This is a genomic window from Variovorax boronicumulans, assembly GCF_009811375.1.
GTDB lineage: Bacteria > Pseudomonadota > Gammaproteobacteria > Burkholderiales > Burkholderiaceae_C > Variovorax > Variovorax boronicumulans.
The window spans coordinates 2103515-2120858 of sequence record NZ_BKDH01000001.1; the positions used below are offsets into that span (position 1 = coordinate 2103515).

The window sequence follows — 17344 nt, forward strand, 5'->3', positions numbered from 1 at the left end:
TGAACGCCCGGATCGAACGACCGGTTTTTATATCTTTTCATCCAAGTTCTGGAGGTTCTCATGCAATTGAAATGGACTGCGGTCGCACTGGCTGCACTCACGCTCGTGGCTTGCGGCAAGAAGGAAGAAGCTGCTGCTCCGGCGGCACCGGCACCCACGGCTGCGGCTCCGGCCCCTGCTGCGCCTCCGGCTGATGCCCTGGTCGTCAAGATCGGCCACGTCGGCCCGACCAGCGGTCCCATTGCCCACCTCGGCAAGGACAACGAGCTCGGTGCCAAGATGGCCATCGAAGACCTGAATGCAAAGGGCTTCAAGATCGGCGACAAGGTTGCCAAGTTCGTGCTGGTTCCCGAAGATGACGCTGGCGACCCGAAGCAAGGCACCGCCGTCGCCCAGAAGCTGGTCGATGAAAAGGTCAACGGCATCGTCGGTCACCTGAACTCGGGCACCACGATCCCCGCTTCCAAGCTGTACAGCGACGCCGGCATTCCTCAGGTCTCGCCGTCGGCCACCAACCCCAAGTACACCCGCCAGGGCTTCAAGACCACGTTCCGCGTGGTGGCCGACGACACGCAGCTGGGCGGCACGCTCGGCAAGTACGCCGTCGAAACGCTCAAGGGCAAGAACATCGCCGTGATCGACGACCGCACGGCCTACGGCCAGGGCGTTGCCGAAGAGTTCGAGAAGGCTGCCAAGGCCGCCGGCGCGACCATCGTGGGCCACGAGTTCACGACCGACAAGTCGACCGACTTCAACGCCATCCTGACCAAGCTGAAGGCTGCCAAGCCCGACGTGCTGTTCTTCGGCGGCATGGACGCCGTGGGCGGCCCGATGCTCAAGCAGGTCAAGCAACTCGGCCTGAACGTCAAGTTCATGGGCGGCGACGGCCTGTGCACCGGCGAACTGCCGAAGCTGGCAGGCGACGCCATCGGTGAAGACATGGTGGTCTGCGCCGAAGCCGGCGGTGTCGACGGCGACTTCAAGCAGCCGCTGGAAGACTTCAAGGCCAAGTTCAAGACCAAGAACGGCGTCGAAGTGCAGATCTACGCACCGTACGTGTACGACGCGGTCAACGTGCTGGCCGAAGCCATGGCCAAGGCCGGCTCGTCCGACCCGGAAAAGTACCTGGCTGAAGTCGGCAAGGTGCAATACAAGGGCGTGACCGGCCCGATCGCCTTCGACGAAAAGGGCGACATCAAGAACGGCGCCCTGACGCTCTTCACCTACAAGGGTGGCGTGCGCACGCAGATCGCCGTGGTGCGCTGATCGCATTGCAGCCAACGACCCTTCACCGGGTCGTTCCATGAAAAAAGGGCCTTCGGGCCCTTTTTTCATTCAGGGGTGCGCGCAGCCGTTGCGCGGGCCTGCCTTCAGAGCGCGGCCATGCCCGAGGGGCGGTCCGCGTTGCAGTACTCGATGAAGGCGTCCAGGTCGCGCGACTTGTCGAACACTGCGTCGGCGCCCAGGGCCTGGCAGCGCGTGCGGATGTCGGGGGTGACGTAGTTGCTCAGCACCACGACGCGCTGGTGCGGGCCGCGCTCGCGGCAGCCCGACAGCACGCCCAGGCCGGAGCCTTCCTTGAGGAACAGGTCGACGATGAGCAGCTGCCAGGCATCGGGGTGGGCGGCGAGCCAGGCGAGGGCGCCCGATTCGGTTTCGGCATAGCCGACGACATGGCCGTTGACGAGGTCCTCGAGGGCCGGGACCAGGTTGTCCCTGATGGTCTTGTTGTCCTCGACGAGGAACGTGATGAGGGCCATGCCGCGGTTTTGATGTGTGAACCAATAGCGTAGCGTGGCGCAAGCGGTCTCCGCGTAGGAGAAGGGAGAACGACGCACGCAAACCGTGCGGAAACAACGGCGATCAGCGCTTGTCCGACGTCGCTTCAGCCGAAGTCCTACGGAATCGGCCGCGAGTTTCGGACTGGGCCGATGGGGGATTCTTGCCGCCCCCGGGAAGATGCAGAACATCCTCTTCCCCCGCCAAGGCTCGCCATGATCAGAAACGCACTCGTGATCGACCAGGTCGAACGCACCGGCTTCGCGCTGGCCACCTTCATGCACTACGCCGGCATTCCCCGCGTGGACGTGACGCGCAGCGGCCATGGCTTTGTCGAGGCAGTGCAGCACCGGCGCCACGACCTGCTGGTGGTGGACATCGACACGCCCGAAGTCACGGGCTTGCAGATGATCGACGCGGTGGTCGAGGCCGGCAGCCCCGCGGCGCTGGTGCTCATGAGCGCGCAGCCGCCGCGCATCCTGCAGGCCGCGCAAGACTATGCCCGGACCCGTGGCGCGCGTGTGCTTTCGGCCATCGCCAAGCCGCGCACCATGGTCACGATGGCGTCGGCGGCGCAGGCCATGGCACGCGGACGGCGCCACCGGGCCGGGCTGCGGCGCGGGAGCCTTCCATCCGCGAACGACACGCCGGCCTTCACGGAAGCGGTCCTGCGCGAGGCGCTGGCCACGCGCCAGATCGCCGCCCATTTCCAGCCCCGGCACTGCGCGCACACCGGCGTGCTGCGTGGCGCCGAACTGCAGCCGGGCTGGTACCGGCCCGACGACACCTGGTTGCCCGCGGCCGACTTCCTGCCGGCCATTGCGCAGGCCGGCCTGCACGACGCGCTGGTGCAGCGCATGCTCGAGTGCGCCTTCGAACTGCTCGGCTACATGCACAAGGACCACGGCCTGCGCCTGGGCGTGCGCGTGCCGGCGTCGGTGGCCGCCTCGGTGTCCTGGGCGCAGGGCGTGGCCGAGCAGGCCGAACGCGCCGGCATCGCCGCCGACCAGCTCGTGCTGGAGATCGCCGAAGACGGCGGCGCGCGCTGCAACGAGGTGCTGGCCGGCGCGGTCGCGCACCTGCGGCTGCGCGGGTTCCACTGCGCCATCGACCGCTTCGGCCAAGGCGACTCGACCCTGAGCCGCTGGTTCAAGGTGCCGTTCAGCGAGCTCCAGATCGACGCGCGCCAGCTGGTACAGGCGCGCGAGAACCCGCATGCCCGCCACATCCTGGCGAGCGTGATCGCGATGGCGCGCGAACAGCACGCGACGCTGCTCGTGAAGGGCGTCGACGGCGAGCGTGATCTCGCGCTGGCCCGCAGCCTCGGGTGCCACTTCACGCAGGGCGCGCAGCACGCCGCGCCGATGGCCGAGCCGGCCTTCGTGCAGTACGCGGCGCTGCTGCGGTATGCGGCGGGGCGCCCGCAGGCGCCGCACAACCCCGACGCGGGTTGAGGCGCGCTCAGGCGGCGCGCCGTGCCAGCACCGCTTCGGCGGCTGCCTGCAGTTCCGCCCAATCGGGGGCGATCACCGCCATCGCCTCCTGCTTCACCAGGACGCCGAGCCGGCCGCACATCGCGGCGATGGCCGGCTCGCCGATCATGGCGAAGGCGCCGCGCACCGCATGCAATTCGTCGCCGATGACGCGCCGGTCGCCGGTCGCCAGGGCCTCACGGACCTGCTGCGCGGAAGACGCCAGCGACGAGACCATCGCGTCGTGCAGGCGCGCGTCGAGCGGCGCGTGCGGCGCTGGCGCAGGAGCGACCGAGGCGCTGGCCACCAATGGCGGCGCGGCCGCGCCCAGCGTCTTGAGGATCGCTTGCTCCAGCGCCGGCAACAGCACCGGCTTGAGCAGCACCCCCGCGAAGCCCGCCAGCGAGCATTGCTGGTAGCCCTCCTGCTCCAGGTGCGCCGTGATGGCGACGAGCGGGATCGACGGGCTGCGCTCGCGCAGCCGGCGGGCCAGCGTGTAGCCGTCCATGCCGGGCATGTTCAGGTCGGTCAGCACGAGGTCGTAGCGCTGCGCGGCGAACAGGGCCAGCGCGGCGTTGCCGTCGGGTGCCACGTCGGCGGCGACGCCGAGCGCGTCGAGCTGGTCGCTGATGAGGGCGCGGTTGGCCGGATGGTCGTCCACGACCAGCAGGCGCACGGGACGCAAGGGCAGGGCGCCGTGGGCAGCGTTGGTGTCCGGCGGCGCGACGACTTCGGGCGCCAGCGCCACCAGCGGCAAGGTCACCGTGAAGCAGGAGCCCGTACCGGGCTGGCTGTTCACCGCGATCGTGCCTCCCATCTTGCGCGCCAGCCGCTGGCAGATCGACAGCCCCAGCCCCGAGCCGCCGAACTCGCGCGCGGTCGAGGGCGAGGCCTGCATGTAGATGTCGAACAGGTGCGGAATCTGCTCGGGCGGCACGCCCATGCCGGTGTCGGTCACGCGGATCGCCATCGGCGAGGCCTGCCCCGGCGACAGCGGCCCGACCTCCAGCGTCACTGCGCCCGAAGCCGTGAACTTGATCGCGTTGCTCAGCAGGTTCACGATCATCTGGCGGATGCGCGTCGGGTCGCCTTCGTAGCCGGCGGCCAGGCCCGGGTGCACCACGCAGTCCAACCGCAGTCCCTTGGCATGCGCCGAGGGCTCGAACATCTGCGCGCAAGCCTGCACGATCTCGGGCAGCGCCACGCGCGTGGTTTCGAGCTTGAGGTGGCCCGATTCCATCTTCGACAGGTCGAGGATGTTGTTGACGATCTCGAGCAGCGTGCGCGAGGCCTGGCGCACCGACTGCAGGCGCCGGGCCTGCACCTCGGGCGGCGCGCCCTGGCCGAGCAGTTCGAGGTTGCCCAGCACGGCGTTCAGCGGCGTGCGGATCTCGTGGCTCATGGTGGCGATGAACACCGACTTGGCGCGGTTGGCCGCTTCGGCCGCCTCGCGGGCTTCTTCGCGCTTCTTGTCGAGTTCGTTGCGCTCGGTGGTGTCGGAGAAGCTGCACAGCAGCGCATCCGCGCCCTGGTAGCGCGTGCGCGTGCATTGCAGCAGCAGCTCGCAGGCCTGGCCGTTCTTCAGCGCCAGCGGCATGCCGGCGTCATGCAGCGTGCCGCCCTGGGCGCGTTCGCGGTAGAGCGCGGCCATCTGGCGGTGCAGCGGTTCGGGCGGCGCGGTGGCCGCCGCGTAGTGTTCCATCAGGGTGTTCTGCAGCAGCACGCGCTCGTCGTCGAGCGCGATCAGGCAGACGCCGAACGAGGAGGTGGCGATGATCGCGCGGTTGAGCTGCTCGCTCTCGAACACCCGCTGCGAGCGGCGGTAGGCGGGCTCCAGCAGCTTGCGCCTGAACAGCAGCAGCAGGCCCCAGAGCGTGCCCAGCACCACCAGCGTGGCGCCGCCGTAGCGCAGCAGCTGCGGCTCCAGCGTGGCGAATACCGTGCGCCACGAGTAGGCGTACACCAGCGACCAGCCGGTGCCGGCCAGCGGCGTCGAGAGGCTGAACACGCCTGCGCGGTAGGTTTCGCGCGGCAGCATGGGGCCGGCCTGGCGCAGGCTGTGGGCCAGCGCCGTGGCCATCAGCGCGGCGCCGTCGATGGCGTCGCCGGTGCGGTCGGCCGAGAGCAGCACCCGGTCCTGCGCGTCGACCAGCAGGGCGGCCGTGTCTGGCGGCGTGTGGCGCAGGCGGTCCTGCAGCACGCCCGCGGGCAGGTTGCTCACGAACACCATGAAAGGATGGCCCTGGGCGTCGAAGCCGGGCTGCACCAGCTTGAAGGGTGAGGCCCCCGGTGCCAGCAGGTCGGGCGCCGGCGGCTGCCAGGCGACGCGCCGCTGCGTGCGCCACTGCGCGGCGAGGGCGGGGTCGCCGGTGAGGTCGCCGATGTCGTAGCTCAGGCGCGCGATGAGCGCGGCGGTGTCCGGCAGGCCGGTGCGAGCCAGCGCGCCCTGCAGGCCGCCTTCGGGCGCGGGCATCAGCGTGAGCAGGCGGTGGTCGGGGGTGTAGGCGTAGGCGCCCAGCGGCGAATTGCGCAGCTGTGCGACGGCGGTGACGCTGTAGGCCTGCATTTCGAGCATGCCAAGGTAGGGCGCGAATTCATGCAGGTCGTGGGTGCGGGCGGTGTCGACCGCGGCGATGGCCGGCGTCAGGTGCACCCCGGCCTGCAGGACCACGTGGCCCCCGTCGCGCACGAAGGCCTCCAGCGTGCCGGCGGCCGGCGGTGTCTGGCTGTTCCAAAGCAGTTCGGCATTCACCACGCCGCGGCGCATCGCCGCCTGCTTTTCCTCGATGTCGAGCTGCATCTGCGCGCTGTGCGCGGCCAGCGTGGTGCGCAGGTTCGCGAGCGCATTGGCGGCGGCGTTGTACAGCACGAGGCTCGCGGCCAGCACGATCAGCAGCGACAGCAGCGCGCCGCCGCCATAGAGCAGGGCGTGCTGGTAGCGGCGCAGCAGGTCCAGCTCCTGCGCCTGCCGGGCAGGCGTCGGGGCAGGGAGGGCGCTGGCGGGGAAGGCGGGCGGAGACATGGCGAAAAAATGGCGAAAAAGACGCGAATTAAAAACAATCGACTGGAATGGTAGGGCGAATTGCGCGTGGATTTCCGTGAATTCCAGGAGTGCTTCTGTTTATAGGACTGGTCCGATGCAGGCCTTTATTTGTCAGGATTCGGCTGAGCCGATGAGCGAGGGCTTCTGAAATTTCCATCTGTATTTTGCAGTCATAGGTGTCGATGAGAAATAAATCATCTATTCGGGTGGAGTAGATCTCCTGCGAACAGATCGCTGGGTCGGCAAGGCTGCCCTGCAAATCGACAGTGAAGAGCGGCAGCGCCAATGGCCGCGCAATCTTCACGACGAACTGCCAATAGGCAAGCACCGTGCGAGCAATTTTCAGACGGGTCCGATTGGATTTTTGAGGCTGAAAACATAGGATTGAAAAATTACCTTTGTCGCCTCTTTGGCATCTGTGCAAGGGCGCTGGATTGAATATTTTTTAGAGGTCATCGATGATGAATATCTTGTGGATCAAGAAATTGTGGGAATTCCTGCGTGGCAAGCGAATGCAGGCAACCGGCTGCACGCGGCGAAGCGCGTTGTTCGGCGCTTTGGTGCTGGCAAATAAGCCATCGGCCATGGCTCGGAACGACAACTTCCTTTGAGCAGGCGGTCGCATTTGGCCTTGATCAAGATCGCAGGCGGATGGGGCCTCGACCCTTCATGGGGAGCGCGCTCATGCGGATGATCGGACACCGCCTGTCCATGGAGCGCGCCAGGCTCGGCCTGAGCGCCGCCGCCTTCGCGGTGCTCGGCGGCGTCGATGCGTCCGTGCAGGAGGCTTTCGAAAAAGGCGCGCGCCACCCCGACGCGGCCTACCTCGCCACCATGGCCGTCATCGGCATCGACGTGCTGTACGTCGTGACCGGCATGCCCACCTGCACCGAAGACCTGTCGGTGAGCCGCGAGGAGGTGTCGCTGCTGCGCGCCTACCGGACCTCGGACGACGCCGGCAAGAAAGCCGCGCACGCGGCGCTCCAGGCCATCGCGCAGGCCTTCCCGGGCGACATGCTGTCGGCCTCGGGCGCGCGCGCTTCGCAGCCCGCTGCCGCGGCGCCACCACCCACCGAAACCGCCTGAGCCTTTCACCTGCGCGACGCGGCCCGCCCGCGCGGGACCGGCGGGTAAGATGCCCCGGCGCAGCGCCCGGACCCTCGTCCGCCGGCCACGCCGGCAAGCGAAAGGGAAAAAACAATGGCAATGGACCGCTTCGAAATCCGCGTCGTTCTGGCCGACGACCATCCCGGCATGCTGGCCGGGGTCCGGCACGAGCTGGCGTCGGTCGAGACCCTCACGCTGGTTGGCGAGGTGGCCAATTCGACCGGGCTCATGGCGCTGCTGGAGACCACGCCGTGCGACGTGCTGGTGTCCGACTACGCGATGCCGGCCGGCGAGTTCGGCGACGGCGTGCCGCTGTTCAAGCTGGTGAAGCGGCGCTTTCCCGACACGCAGATCGTGGTGATGACCATGCTCGACAACCCGGCGGTGCTGCACTCGCTGGTGTCCAGCGGCATCCGCTGCATTGTGAGCAAATCGGATGCGGTGGCGCACCTGATTCCCGCCATCCACGCTGCCCGCACCGGCGGCACGTACTACTCGCCGACCATGGACGCGGTGGTGCGCACCATCGACTGGGAGGTGCGCAGCCGCAACGCTGCGGGCGTGCTGAGCCAGCGCGAGTCGGAGGTGGTGCGGCTGTATGCGTCGGGGCTCACGATCAACGAGATCGCCGAGCAGCTGCATCGCAGCAAGAAGACCATCAGCACGCAAAAGACCAAGGCGATGGAAAAGCTGGGCATCGAGCGCGATGTCGACCTGCTGCGCTACGCGCTCGAAAACGGCCTGACGGCCACGGTGACGGGCGCGCCGCAAGGCTGACCCGCGTGTGGCCTCAGGGCCAGGGCAACGCCGGCAGGCCCGGCGGTGGCGGCGGGGGAGCGGCCGACGTGCTCATGAGCCCCGTCTCCATGCCGTAGCGCACGAGGTCCATGTCGCGCAGGATGCCGAGCTTGGCCATGGCCGAGCCCTTCTGCGTGCTGATGGTCTTCTTGCTGCGGTGCAGCCGCTCGGCGATCTCCGTCACTGTGAGACCCGACACGAACATGCGCACCACCTCGAGCTCGCGCTTGGAGAGCATGGCGTGCGGCTGGGTGTCGGTGCGGTGCGGCGCGGTGCGCGCGGCGATCTCCGCCATGCTGGGCGACAGGTAGCGTCCGCTCGCGTAGGCCGCATGCACGGCCGGCAGCAGGTGGCTCACCGAGTCGGCCTTGTTCAGGATGCAGGGCACGCCGATGTCCAGCAGCGAATGGATGATGCCGGGGTTGTCCAGCATGGTCATCACCACGATCTTCAGCCGTGGGTAGCGCTGGCGCACCAGCGCGAACAGCGCGATGCCGTCGCCGTGCAGGCCGCCGGGCATGGCGTAGTCGGACACCAGGATCTGGCAGTCGTGCTGCTTGAGCATCTCCATCATCTCGGTGGAGTCGCGCGCGGCGCCCACGACGGTGACCGCCTGGCTTTCGCGCAGCGTGCTCTCGATGCCGATGCGGACGGCGGGATGGTCGTCCGCGATCAGGACGCGGAGATTGAATGGCTTCATGGCGGACCTGTGGAACGCAGAGGGGTCGGACCTGCGCGCGCCGCGTGCAGGAAGGGCTGCTGTCGAACGCCCGGCCCCCGGCGTCGGGGACGTCTGAAAAAGGGGCCGGTGGCGGGTGCCTCGGGCGGTGCCAGCAGGGGATGACTGGACTTTAGGAGGGCATCGGTCCTGCGTTAAGCGGCCTGATCCGATAGCGGGCCGTCAATGCATAGGACTTGTCCTAATTTGTAAGACGCGAGGTGCCCGGGGCTAGGACCGGGAGCATTGGCGGATCGGATCGGGTCCGAAAACGCGTTCGGACCCGGGCGGCTTCAGGCCGCAGCCGCGCCCTCGGGCGCCCGGCGTGCGAGCGCGGCGCGCGCCGCCGGCTCGAAGCGCTCGAAGGCCTGCGCCAGCGCGGGCAGGTCGGCGTCGCGCAGCTGCGTTTCCATGGTGACGCAGTCGGCGGCGAGCCCGGCTTCGTGGATCAGCGCGAAGGCGCCGCGCAGCGAGTGCAGTCCGGCGCCGAGCGCGGCGGTGTCGCCGGCGTCCAGCGCTGCGCGGATGACCGCCGCGGTGTCGGCCAGTGACTGCGCGAGCGGCTGGTGCACCGACGCGGGCAGGGTACCCTGGGCGATGTCTTGCCGGTGGGCGCTGGACGATGGCGCGGCATCGGGGTCGCGCAGGGTCAGCTGGCGCACCGTGCGCTCGAGCGTGTCGAGCAGGATGGGCTTGATCAGCGCGGTGTCGATGCCCGCCGATTCGCAGCGCTCGCGTTCGCGCACCGCGACGTCGGCCGTGAGCGCCACGATGGGCACGCGCGAGCCCTGTGCGCGCAGCGCGCGCGCCAGCGTGTAGCCGTCCATGCCCGGCATGTTGATGTCCGTGATGATGAGGTCGTGCCGCCGCCGGGCGAACAGGTCGAGCGCCTGCAGGCCGCCCGAGGCCTGGTCGGAGGTGTAGCCCAGCGCCTCGAGCTGCATCTTCACCAGCTCGCGGTTGGCCGGATGGTCGTCCACCACGAGGATGTGCGCCGCCGGCGCGGCCGTGTCGGCGCTGGCCGCCGGCGGTGCGGGCGCGCGCGGGGGCAGGGCGGGCGCGGCCGGCAGCGGCAGCGTGACCAGGAAGGTGCTGCCCTTGCCCGGCGAACTCACCACCTGGATGTCGCCGCCCATGAGCCCGGCCAGCCGGCGGCACAGCGCCAGCCCCAGGCCGGTGCCGCCGAAGCGCCGCGCGATGCTGCTGTCGGCCTGCGTGAAGGGCTCGAACAGCGCCTTCTGCTGCGCTGCCGTCATGCCGATGCCGGTGTCGCTCACGCCGATCACCACCGGCGAGGCGGGATCGGCGTCGTCTTTCAGGTAGACCTCGAGCAGCACGTCGCCGGTGTCGGTGAACTTGATGGCGTTGCTCAGCAGGTTCATCAGCAGCTGGCGCAGGCGCGTCGGGTCGCCGAGGTGGTGCGGGGCGAGGGCGTCGTCGATCACGCAGTCGAGCGCCAGACGCTTGGCCTGCGCCAGCGGCGTGAAGACCGCGATCACCTGCCGCGCCGTGTCCGCGAGATCGAAGCGGATCGACTCCAGGCGCATCTGGTCCGACTCGATCTTCGAGAAGTCGAGGATGTCGTTGATGATGCCCAGCAGCGCGGTCGACGACGACGTCACGGCGCCGAGCCGCTCGTTCTGCGCAGCCGACAGCGGCGAGCGCTGCAGCAGCTCGAGGTTGCCCATGATGGCGTTCAGCGGCGTGCGGATCTCGTGGCTCATCATGGCCAGGAAGGCCGACTTCGCATGGTTGGCCTGGTGCGCGGCCTCGCGCGCGCTCTCCAGTGCACGCTCGGCGTTCTTGCGCGTCGTGATGTCGGAGAAGTTGCACAGCAGCACGTCGCTGCCCTGGTACTTGGTGCGCACCACGCTCACGAGCAGCTCGGTGACTTCGCCACTGGCCAGCGTCACGGGCAGCTCCAGGTCGGGCAGCCATTCGGGAGCGCCGGGTGCGTCGTCGTACAGGCGCAGCAGGCGCTGCGGCAGGGGCGGGTCTTCGGGGCGCGCGTTGTCGGTGCAGGCCTGCATCACCTGGTTCTGCAGCAGCACCTCGCCCGAGGGGTAGCGCAGCAGCGCCAGGCCCGAGGGCGTGGTCGCGACCATGGTGCGGTTGAGGTTCTCGCTTTCCACGATGCGCTGGGAGCGCGCATAGCCGGGCCGGAACACCTTGCGGTCGAGCAGGAGCAGCGCGGCCCAGACGAAGGCGATGAGCAGCAGCATGGCGCCCGCGTAGAGCGCCAGCCGCAGGCCCAGCTCGGACGCGATGGTGCGCCACGAAAAGGCGTAGAGGTAGGTCCAGTTGGCGTCGGCGATCGGGGCGCGCAGCGTGAAGAGGCCATCGCGGTACTGCAGCGTGGCGCCGTTGGCGGCCAGCGACGGCTGCGAGAGCTGCAGCGCGCGCGCCTGCAGGCCCTCGGTGCCGCTGGGGCCGTGCGTCTCGGCGATCACCCGGCCCGACGGGTCCACAAACATCGAGGCCTCGTCGTGGCGCTCGTTCGACAGGTGCGCTGTGATGATGTCCAGCGGGTAGTCGTTCACCAGCACGACGAAGGGCTTGCCGTCGTGGAAGCCGGGCTGTGCCAGCCGCAGCACCGTCTCGCCGGTGAAGGGGCTCACGGCCGGCGGCAGCCACACGGCCGTGCCGCTGTCGCGCAGGCGGGCGACGACGGCCGGGTCGCTCAGGTCGCCGAGCTCGGGCGGCGCGATGCGCTGGAGCAGGTCTTCGGTGGTGCGTGCGCCGTGGCGCTCGAACAGGTCGGCCGCGGCGGGGGCCGGCACCACGGCCAGGAAGCGCAGGTCGGGCGCATAGAAATAGCTGGAGTGCAGCGTCAGCGTCTTCGTGTAGGCCGCCGAGCGGTAGCCGACCTCTTCGGCCAGCCCGAGGTACTGCGCGAAGCTGTCGGCCGGGCGCTGCGCCGAGAGGTCGCCCAGCAGCAGCATCGGCGGGAAGTCCTTGTTGCTGGGCAGCACCAGCCGGCCCTCGTGCGCGGCAAAGGCGTCGACCAGCGACTGCGGCGCGCGTGCGCGCCGCTCCCAGGCGCCTTCCTCGTGAAAGATGTTGATCCGCGCCGAGCCCTGGCGCACGAAGAGTTCGAGGTGCAGCAGCGCCTTGCGCGCATTGAACTCGGCCTGCCGCTCGGCGACGTAGTCGCGCACCTGCGACGAGAGCATCACGCCGGTGGCGGCCAGCAGCACGAGCGAGGTGACGGCGCCGCCCACGTACAGCAGCGCGCGCTGGTAGCGGTTCAGCAGGCTGATCACACCGCGTGGGGTGGCGCGCGAAGCGCCGAAGCCGAAGAAACGCGGGAGATCGCTGGGCATCATGGCATCCGTGTGACCGGTGCGGGCAGGAGATGCCTGCCATGGTAGGGCACTGGCGTGCCCCGATGCGGGTTCGCAGGCACCAAAGAAAAACGGGGCACAAGGCCCCGTTGTTCATGACTTCTCTGGCGGAGCAGGCGGGATTCGAACCCGCGGAGGGCTATTAACCCTCACACGCTTTCCAGGCGTGCGACTTAAACCGCTCATCCACCGCTCCTGAGCCCACGATTGTAGCGCGGGTTTTCAGCCGTTTTCAGGTCGGGCCAGAGCTTTTGCCGGTTTGGATCATGCGCATGGCCGACGAGATCAGCGCGGCCGTCTCGGTCATGTTGCTTGGCACGATGAGCGTGGTCTTCGAATCGGCGGCCACCTTGCCGTAGGCATCGACGGCGCGCTCGGCCACCTTCAGCTGCACGGCCTGTTCGCCGCCCGGCTGGCGGATGGCGGCGGCCACGCGCTCGATGGCGTCTGCGGTGGCGGTGGCCACGGCCGTGATGGCGGCGGCTTCACCTTGCGCGTTGTTGATCTGCGCCTGCTTCTCGCCCTCGGAGCGGGCAATGAAGGCTTCGCGTTCGCCGGTGGCGATGTTGATCTGTTCCTGGCGACGGCCTTCCGACGCGGCGATGAGCGCGCGCTTGCCGCGTTCGGCCGTGATCTGCGCCTGCATGGCCAAGAGGATTTCCTTGGGCGGCGTCAGGTCCTTGATTTCGTAGCGCAGCACCTTCACGCCCCAGTTGAGCGCGGCCTCGTCGATGGCGGCCACGACCTGGGCGTTGATCACGTCGCGCTCTTCGAAGGTCTTGTCGAGCTCGAGCTTGCCGATCACGCTGCGCAGCGAGGTCTGTGCGAGCTGGGTCACGGCCACGATGTAGTTCGACGAGCCGTAGCTGGCGCGCATCGGGTCGGTCACCTGGAAGTACAGGATGCCGTCGACCTGCAGCTGCGTGTTGTCGCGCGTGATGCAGATCTGGCTGGGCACGTCGAGCGGGATTTCCTTCAGGCTGTGCTTGTAGGCCACGCGGTCGATGAACGGGATCAGGAAGTTCGGGCCGGGCGTCATGGTGCCGTGGTATTTGCCCAGGCGCTCGCGCACCCATGCGTTCTGCTGCGGCACGAACTTGACCGACTGGCTGATGAAGATGATCGCGATGACCAGGATGATGAGAGGAACTGAAAATTCCATGGTGTTGCTTCCTTTTCGAATGCGTTTTTCTGACTGACCGATTGAACTGTTAGATCTGCTAGATCTTGTCGACCACGAGGCGGCTGCCGACCACCTCGACCACGCGGTGTTCGCCGGTGGAGGGCGCATGGCCCGCGCGCAGCACGACGGTCCATTGCGAGCCGCGGTAGCGCACGGTGGCGGTGCCGTCGAGGTTCCAGGCATCGACGTACACGCTCTCGCCGATGTCCAGGTTGAGGTCGCGGTTGGCCTCGCTGGAGGGCTCGGCAGGGCGGTTGCGGCGGATCAGGTACCAGGTCACGACTGCGCCCACGCCGACCACGGCGGCCACCAGCAGCTGCGTGACGAGGCTGAAGCCCAGGTGCGCGGCGATGGCTGCGGCGGCGAAGCCGGCGGCCAGCAGCAGCAGGTACACCGTGCCGGACAACAACTCGGCCACGATGGCCGCGCCTGCGATCAACCACCAGAAGGTGGGATTTCCCATGGCAACTCCTCTCTTCTTTTGTTACTTGGACCTTCGCCATTCTGCGGCATGGCGCGCCATGCGCCTGTGTCGCGTAGGGATATGGCGCCCGGTGGGGCTGCTTGGGCCGGCTTGCCCTGCGGGGCTTGCAGGCGCCTGGCGCAATCCGTCATCCGAATTCCGTACACTTCGCGCCTCGCTCATTGCCTGTCTGACTGCCCGTCCGGAGCCCCGCTCATGAAATTTCGCTTTCCCATCGTCATCATCGACGAGGACTTCCGCTCCGAAAACACTTCGGGCCTCGGCATCCGCGCGCTCGCGCAGGCCTTCGAAAGCGAGGGCTTCGAGGTGCTGGGCGTCACGAGCTACGGCGACCTGAGCCAGTTCGCGCAGCAGCAAAGCCGCGCCAGCGCCTTCATCCTGTCGATCGACGACGAAGAGTTCTCGGTCGGCCCCGACCTCGACCCGGCCGTGCTGAGCCTGCGCAGCTTCATCGGCGAGGTGCGTCGCAAGAACGCCGACGTGCCGATCTACATCTACGGCGAGACCAAGACCTCGCGCCACATCCCGAACGACATCCTGCGCGAGCTGCACGGCTTCATCCACATGTTCGAGGACACCCCCGAATTCGTGGCGCGCCACATCATCCGCGAGGCCAAGAGCTACCTGGAAGGCGTGCAGCCGCCGTTCTTCAAGGCGCTGATCGATTACGCCGAAGACGGTTCGTACTCGTGGCATTGCCCGGGCCACTCGGGCGGCGTGGCGTTCCTGAAGAGCCCGGTGGGCCAGATGTTCCACCAGTTCTTCGGCGAGAACATGCTGCGCGCCGACGTCTGCAACGCGGTGGAAGAACTGGGCCAGCTGCTCGACCACACCGGCCCGGTGGCGGCCAGCGAGCGCAATGCGGCGCGCATCTTCAATGCCGACCACTGCTTCTTCGTGACCAACGGCACCAGCACCAGCAACAAGATGGTGTGGCACCACACGGTGGCGCCCGACGACGTGGTGGTGGTCGACCGCAACTGCCACAAGTCGATCCTGCACGCGATCATCATGACCGGCGCGATTCCGGTGTTCATGAAGCCCACGCGCAACCACTTCGGCATCATCGGCCCGATTCCGAAGAGCGAGTTCGAGCAGAGCGCCATCAAGGCCAAGATCAAGGCCAACCCGCTGCTGGCCGACGTGGACCCGAACAAGGTTAAGCCGCGCGTGATGACGCTCACGCAGTCGACCTACGACGGCGTGATCTACAACACCGAGACCATCAAGAACATGCTCGACGGCTACGTCGACACGCTGCACTTCGACGAGGCCTGGCTGCCGCACGCCGCCTTCCACCCGTTCTACGGCGCCTACCACGCGATGGGCAAGCGCCGCGTGCGCCCGAAGGAATCGTTGGTGTTCGCCACGCAGTCGACGCACAAGCTGCTGGCCGGCATCAGCCAGGCCAGCCACGTGCTGGTGCAGGACTCGCAGAACCGCGCGCTCGACCGCGACCTCTTCAACGAGGCCTACCTGATGCACTCGTCGACCAGCCCGCAGTACGCGATCATCGCGAGCTGCGACGTGGCCGCCGCCATGATGGAGCCGCCCGGCGGCACCGCGCTGGTGGAAGAGAGCATCCTGGAAGCGCTCGATTTCCGCCGCGCCATGCGCAAGGTCGAGGAAGAGTTCGGCAAGGACGAGTGGTGGTTCAAGGTCTGGGGCCCCGAGAAGCTCGTCGACGAAGGCATCGGCCGCGCCGAAGACTGGATCATGCACGGCGAGAAGAACGGCAAGCCAAAGAGCAAGAAGTCGCCGCGCAACTGGCATGGCTTCGGCGAACTGGCCGACGGCTTCAACATGCTCGACCCGATCAAGTCGACCATCGTGACGCCGGGCCTGGACCTGGAAGGCAACTTTGCCGAGACCGGCATCCCCGCCAGCGTGGTGACCAAGTTCCTGGCCGAGCACGGCGTGATCGTGGAGAAGACGGGCCTCTATAGCTTCTTCATCATGTTCACCATCGGCATCACCAAGGGCCGCTGGAACACGCTGCTCACGGCGCTGCAGCAGTTCAAGGACGACTACGCGCGCAACCAGCCGATGTGGCGCATCCTCCCCGAGTTCTGCCAGCAGCACCCGGGCTACGAGCGCCTGGGCTTGCGCGACCTGTGCCAGCACATTCACCAGCTGTACGCGCGCTACGACGTGGCGCGCCTCACGACTGAGATGTACCTGAGCGACCTGACGCCGGCCATGAAGCCGAGCGACGCCTTCGCCCACATCGCGCACCGCAAGACCGAGCGCGTGGAGATCGACGAGCTCGAAGGCCGCATCACCACCAGCCTGATCACGCCGTACCCGCCGGGCATTCCGCTGCTGATCCCGGGCGAAGTGTTCAACAAGAAGATCGTCGACTACCTCAAGTTCTCGCGCGAGTTCAATCTGCAGTGCCCGGGCTTCGAGACCGACATTCACGGCCTCGTGGCGCGCATCGACGAGACGGGCAAGAAGCGGTACTACGCGGACTGCGTGCGTCAGGCGAGTTGAGAAAGGGACGTGCCCCGGTGAGGGGCGCGGTCTGCGAAGGCGGGGCTAGCCTTCGCGCACGCGCATGAAGCGGGCAAATTTGGGCAACCCGCTCGGGTGCGTGCCGTTGTAGCGGTAGGTCACCAGGCTGCCGATCGGCGGCGGCTGGTCGCGCTCGGCGTCGGTCAGGCCGGTGCCGAGCCGGAAGCGCTGGCCGTCGGGCATCTCGACCATCAACGCGCCGAGCCGGCCGTGGTGCTTGCCCTTGCCGGGCAGGTGCGCAACCACGCGGGCTTCGGCGTCCTCGAAGGGCTTGACCTTGAGCAGGTCGTTGTTGCGCTCGCCGCGGTACATCGACGCGCCCCGGTGCAGCATCAGGCCTTCACCGCCCATCTTCACGGTCTTGTCGAGCAGCGCCTGCAGGTCCTCGTGCGTGGTGGCGGGCTGCTGCGGCACGGCCACCACCCAGGGCGCGTCGGTGATCGGCAGCAGCTTGCGCAGCGCCGCGAGGCGGGTGTTGAAGTCGCCGCCCTGGGCGGGCAGGTCGAAGACCATGAAACGGATCTCGTGCCAGGCCGTGTCGCTGGGCGTCTGGCTGCGCACGGTGGACATCGTGTGATTGAAGCGCCCACGTCCCGCCCACAGTTCGCCGTCCAGCGGCTGCTTGGGCAGCGAGGCGGTGAACCACGCTGGCGCCATGACGGGCTCGCCGCCACGGGTCCAGAGCTTCTGGCCGTCCCAGTAGCCGCGCACGCCGTCGAACTTCTCGCTGACCCAGTAGCCCGCGAGCGACATGCCGGGGCGGTAGACCTCAGCCAGCATCAGGGCGGGTGCGGCGGCGCGCGCGAACGCGGCGCGACCCGAAAGGGCTGCGCCCAGTCCCGCAAGCAGGAGGAGGGAGCGTCGATTCAACACGGTGGCAGGCGCTGGGAGCCGAGAGGGGA

14 protein-coding genes and 1 tRNA gene are annotated in these 17344 nt (G+C 68.0%); 6 read left to right on the plus strand and 9 right to left on the minus strand.

The window, feature by feature from the left end; translation table 11 throughout:
- The first annotated feature begins 60 nt into the window (after positions 1 to 60).
- Positions 61 to 1266 (plus strand): branched-chain amino acid ABC transporter substrate-binding protein, encoded by a 1206-nt coding sequence (locus VHAB30_RS09575; protein WP_062470234.1) that lies wholly within the window; start codon positions 61 to 63, stop codon positions 1264 to 1266.
- Positions 1267 to 1370: 104 nt separating this feature from the next.
- On the opposite strand, the gene VHAB30_RS09580 is transcribed toward VHAB30_RS09575, so the two are convergent.
- Positions 1371 to 1760 carry a response regulator gene (locus VHAB30_RS09580; RefSeq protein ID WP_070060783.1) on the minus strand — a complete coding sequence of 130 codons (390 nt, stop codon included), beginning with the start codon at positions 1758 to 1760 and terminating at the stop codon, positions 1371 to 1373.
- A gap of 234 nt (positions 1761 to 1994) precedes the next feature.
- Between VHAB30_RS09580 and VHAB30_RS09585 the strand changes: the two genes are divergently transcribed.
- The gene (locus VHAB30_RS09585; protein WP_159276868.1) at positions 1995 to 3233 is read left to right on the plus strand and encodes an EAL domain-containing response regulator; all 1239 of its coding nucleotides are present in this window, start codon (positions 1995 to 1997) and stop codon (positions 3231 to 3233) included.
- Positions 3234 to 3240: 7 nt separating this feature from the next.
- Here VHAB30_RS09585 and VHAB30_RS09590 read toward each other — a convergent pair whose 3' ends face one another.
- On the minus strand, positions 3241 to 6273 hold the full coding sequence (locus VHAB30_RS09590) for an ATP-binding protein (RefSeq protein ID WP_159276870.1): 3033 nt from the start codon (positions 6271 to 6273) through the stop codon (positions 3241 to 3243).
- Between the two features lie 28 nt (positions 6274 to 6301).
- Positions 6302 to 6622, minus strand: coding sequence for a hypothetical protein (locus tag VHAB30_RS31050; protein ID WP_216850705.1), 321 nt, complete (start codon positions 6620 to 6622; stop codon positions 6302 to 6304).
- A 130-nt stretch (positions 6623 to 6752) separates the two neighbouring features.
- Between VHAB30_RS31050 and VHAB30_RS09595 the strand changes: the two genes are divergently transcribed.
- The 3 genes from VHAB30_RS09595 (at position 6753) to VHAB30_RS09605 (ending at position 8178) form a co-directional block, all read left to right on the plus strand.
- Complete coding sequence (locus VHAB30_RS09595; RefSeq protein ID WP_159276872.1) at positions 6753 to 6905, plus strand: hypothetical protein; 153 nt, start codon at positions 6753 to 6755, stop codon at positions 6903 to 6905.
- Between the two features lie 73 nt (positions 6906 to 6978).
- Positions 6979 to 7380: a helix-turn-helix domain-containing protein gene (locus VHAB30_RS09600; protein WP_159276874.1), complete on the plus strand. Its 402-nt coding sequence runs from the start codon at positions 6979 to 6981 to the stop codon at positions 7378 to 7380.
- 120 nt (positions 7381 to 7500) lie between these two features.
- Positions 7501 to 8178 (plus strand): response regulator transcription factor, encoded by a 678-nt coding sequence (locus tag VHAB30_RS09605; RefSeq protein ID WP_159276876.1) that lies wholly within the window; start codon positions 7501 to 7503, stop codon positions 8176 to 8178.
- A gap of 13 nt (positions 8179 to 8191) precedes the next feature.
- Here VHAB30_RS09605 and VHAB30_RS09610 read toward each other — a convergent pair whose 3' ends face one another.
- The 5 genes from VHAB30_RS09610 to VHAB30_RS09630 all read right to left on the minus strand — a co-directional run bounded on the left by VHAB30_RS09610 (position 8192) and on the right by VHAB30_RS09630 (position 13907).
- A complete protein-coding gene (locus VHAB30_RS09610; protein WP_062470253.1) occupies positions 8192 to 8899 on the minus strand; it encodes a response regulator transcription factor in 708 nt (235 codons plus the stop codon).
- A gap of 311 nt (positions 8900 to 9210) precedes the next feature.
- On the minus strand, positions 9211 to 12240 hold the full coding sequence (locus tag VHAB30_RS09615) for an ATP-binding protein (protein WP_159276878.1): 3030 nt from the start codon (positions 12238 to 12240) through the stop codon (positions 9211 to 9213).
- A gap of 126 nt (positions 12241 to 12366) precedes the next feature.
- Positions 12367 to 12457 (minus strand) — tRNA-Ser (locus tag VHAB30_RS09620).
- 36 nt (positions 12458 to 12493) lie between these two features.
- Positions 12494 to 13423 carry an SPFH domain-containing protein gene (locus tag VHAB30_RS09625; protein WP_093239542.1) on the minus strand — a complete coding sequence of 310 codons (930 nt, stop codon included), beginning with the start codon at positions 13421 to 13423 and terminating at the stop codon, positions 12494 to 12496.
- A 58-nt stretch (positions 13424 to 13481) separates the two neighbouring features.
- On the minus strand, positions 13482 to 13907 hold the full coding sequence (locus VHAB30_RS09630; protein ID WP_139701638.1) for an NfeD family protein: 426 nt from the start codon (positions 13905 to 13907) through the stop codon (positions 13482 to 13484).
- 216 nt (positions 13908 to 14123) lie between these two features.
- Here VHAB30_RS09630 and VHAB30_RS09635 point away from each other — a divergent pair, with 216 nt between their 5' ends.
- Positions 14124 to 16421 carry an arginine/lysine/ornithine decarboxylase gene (locus VHAB30_RS09635; protein ID WP_062479834.1) on the plus strand — a complete coding sequence of 766 codons (2298 nt, stop codon included), beginning with the start codon at positions 14124 to 14126 and terminating at the stop codon, positions 16419 to 16421.
- Positions 16422 to 16466: 45 nt separating this feature from the next.
- Here VHAB30_RS09635 and VHAB30_RS09640 read toward each other — a convergent pair whose 3' ends face one another.
- A complete protein-coding gene (locus VHAB30_RS09640; protein WP_062479832.1) occupies positions 16467 to 17315 on the minus strand; it encodes a DNA ligase in 849 nt (282 codons plus the stop codon).
- Positions 17316 to 17344: the final 29 nt, after the last annotated feature.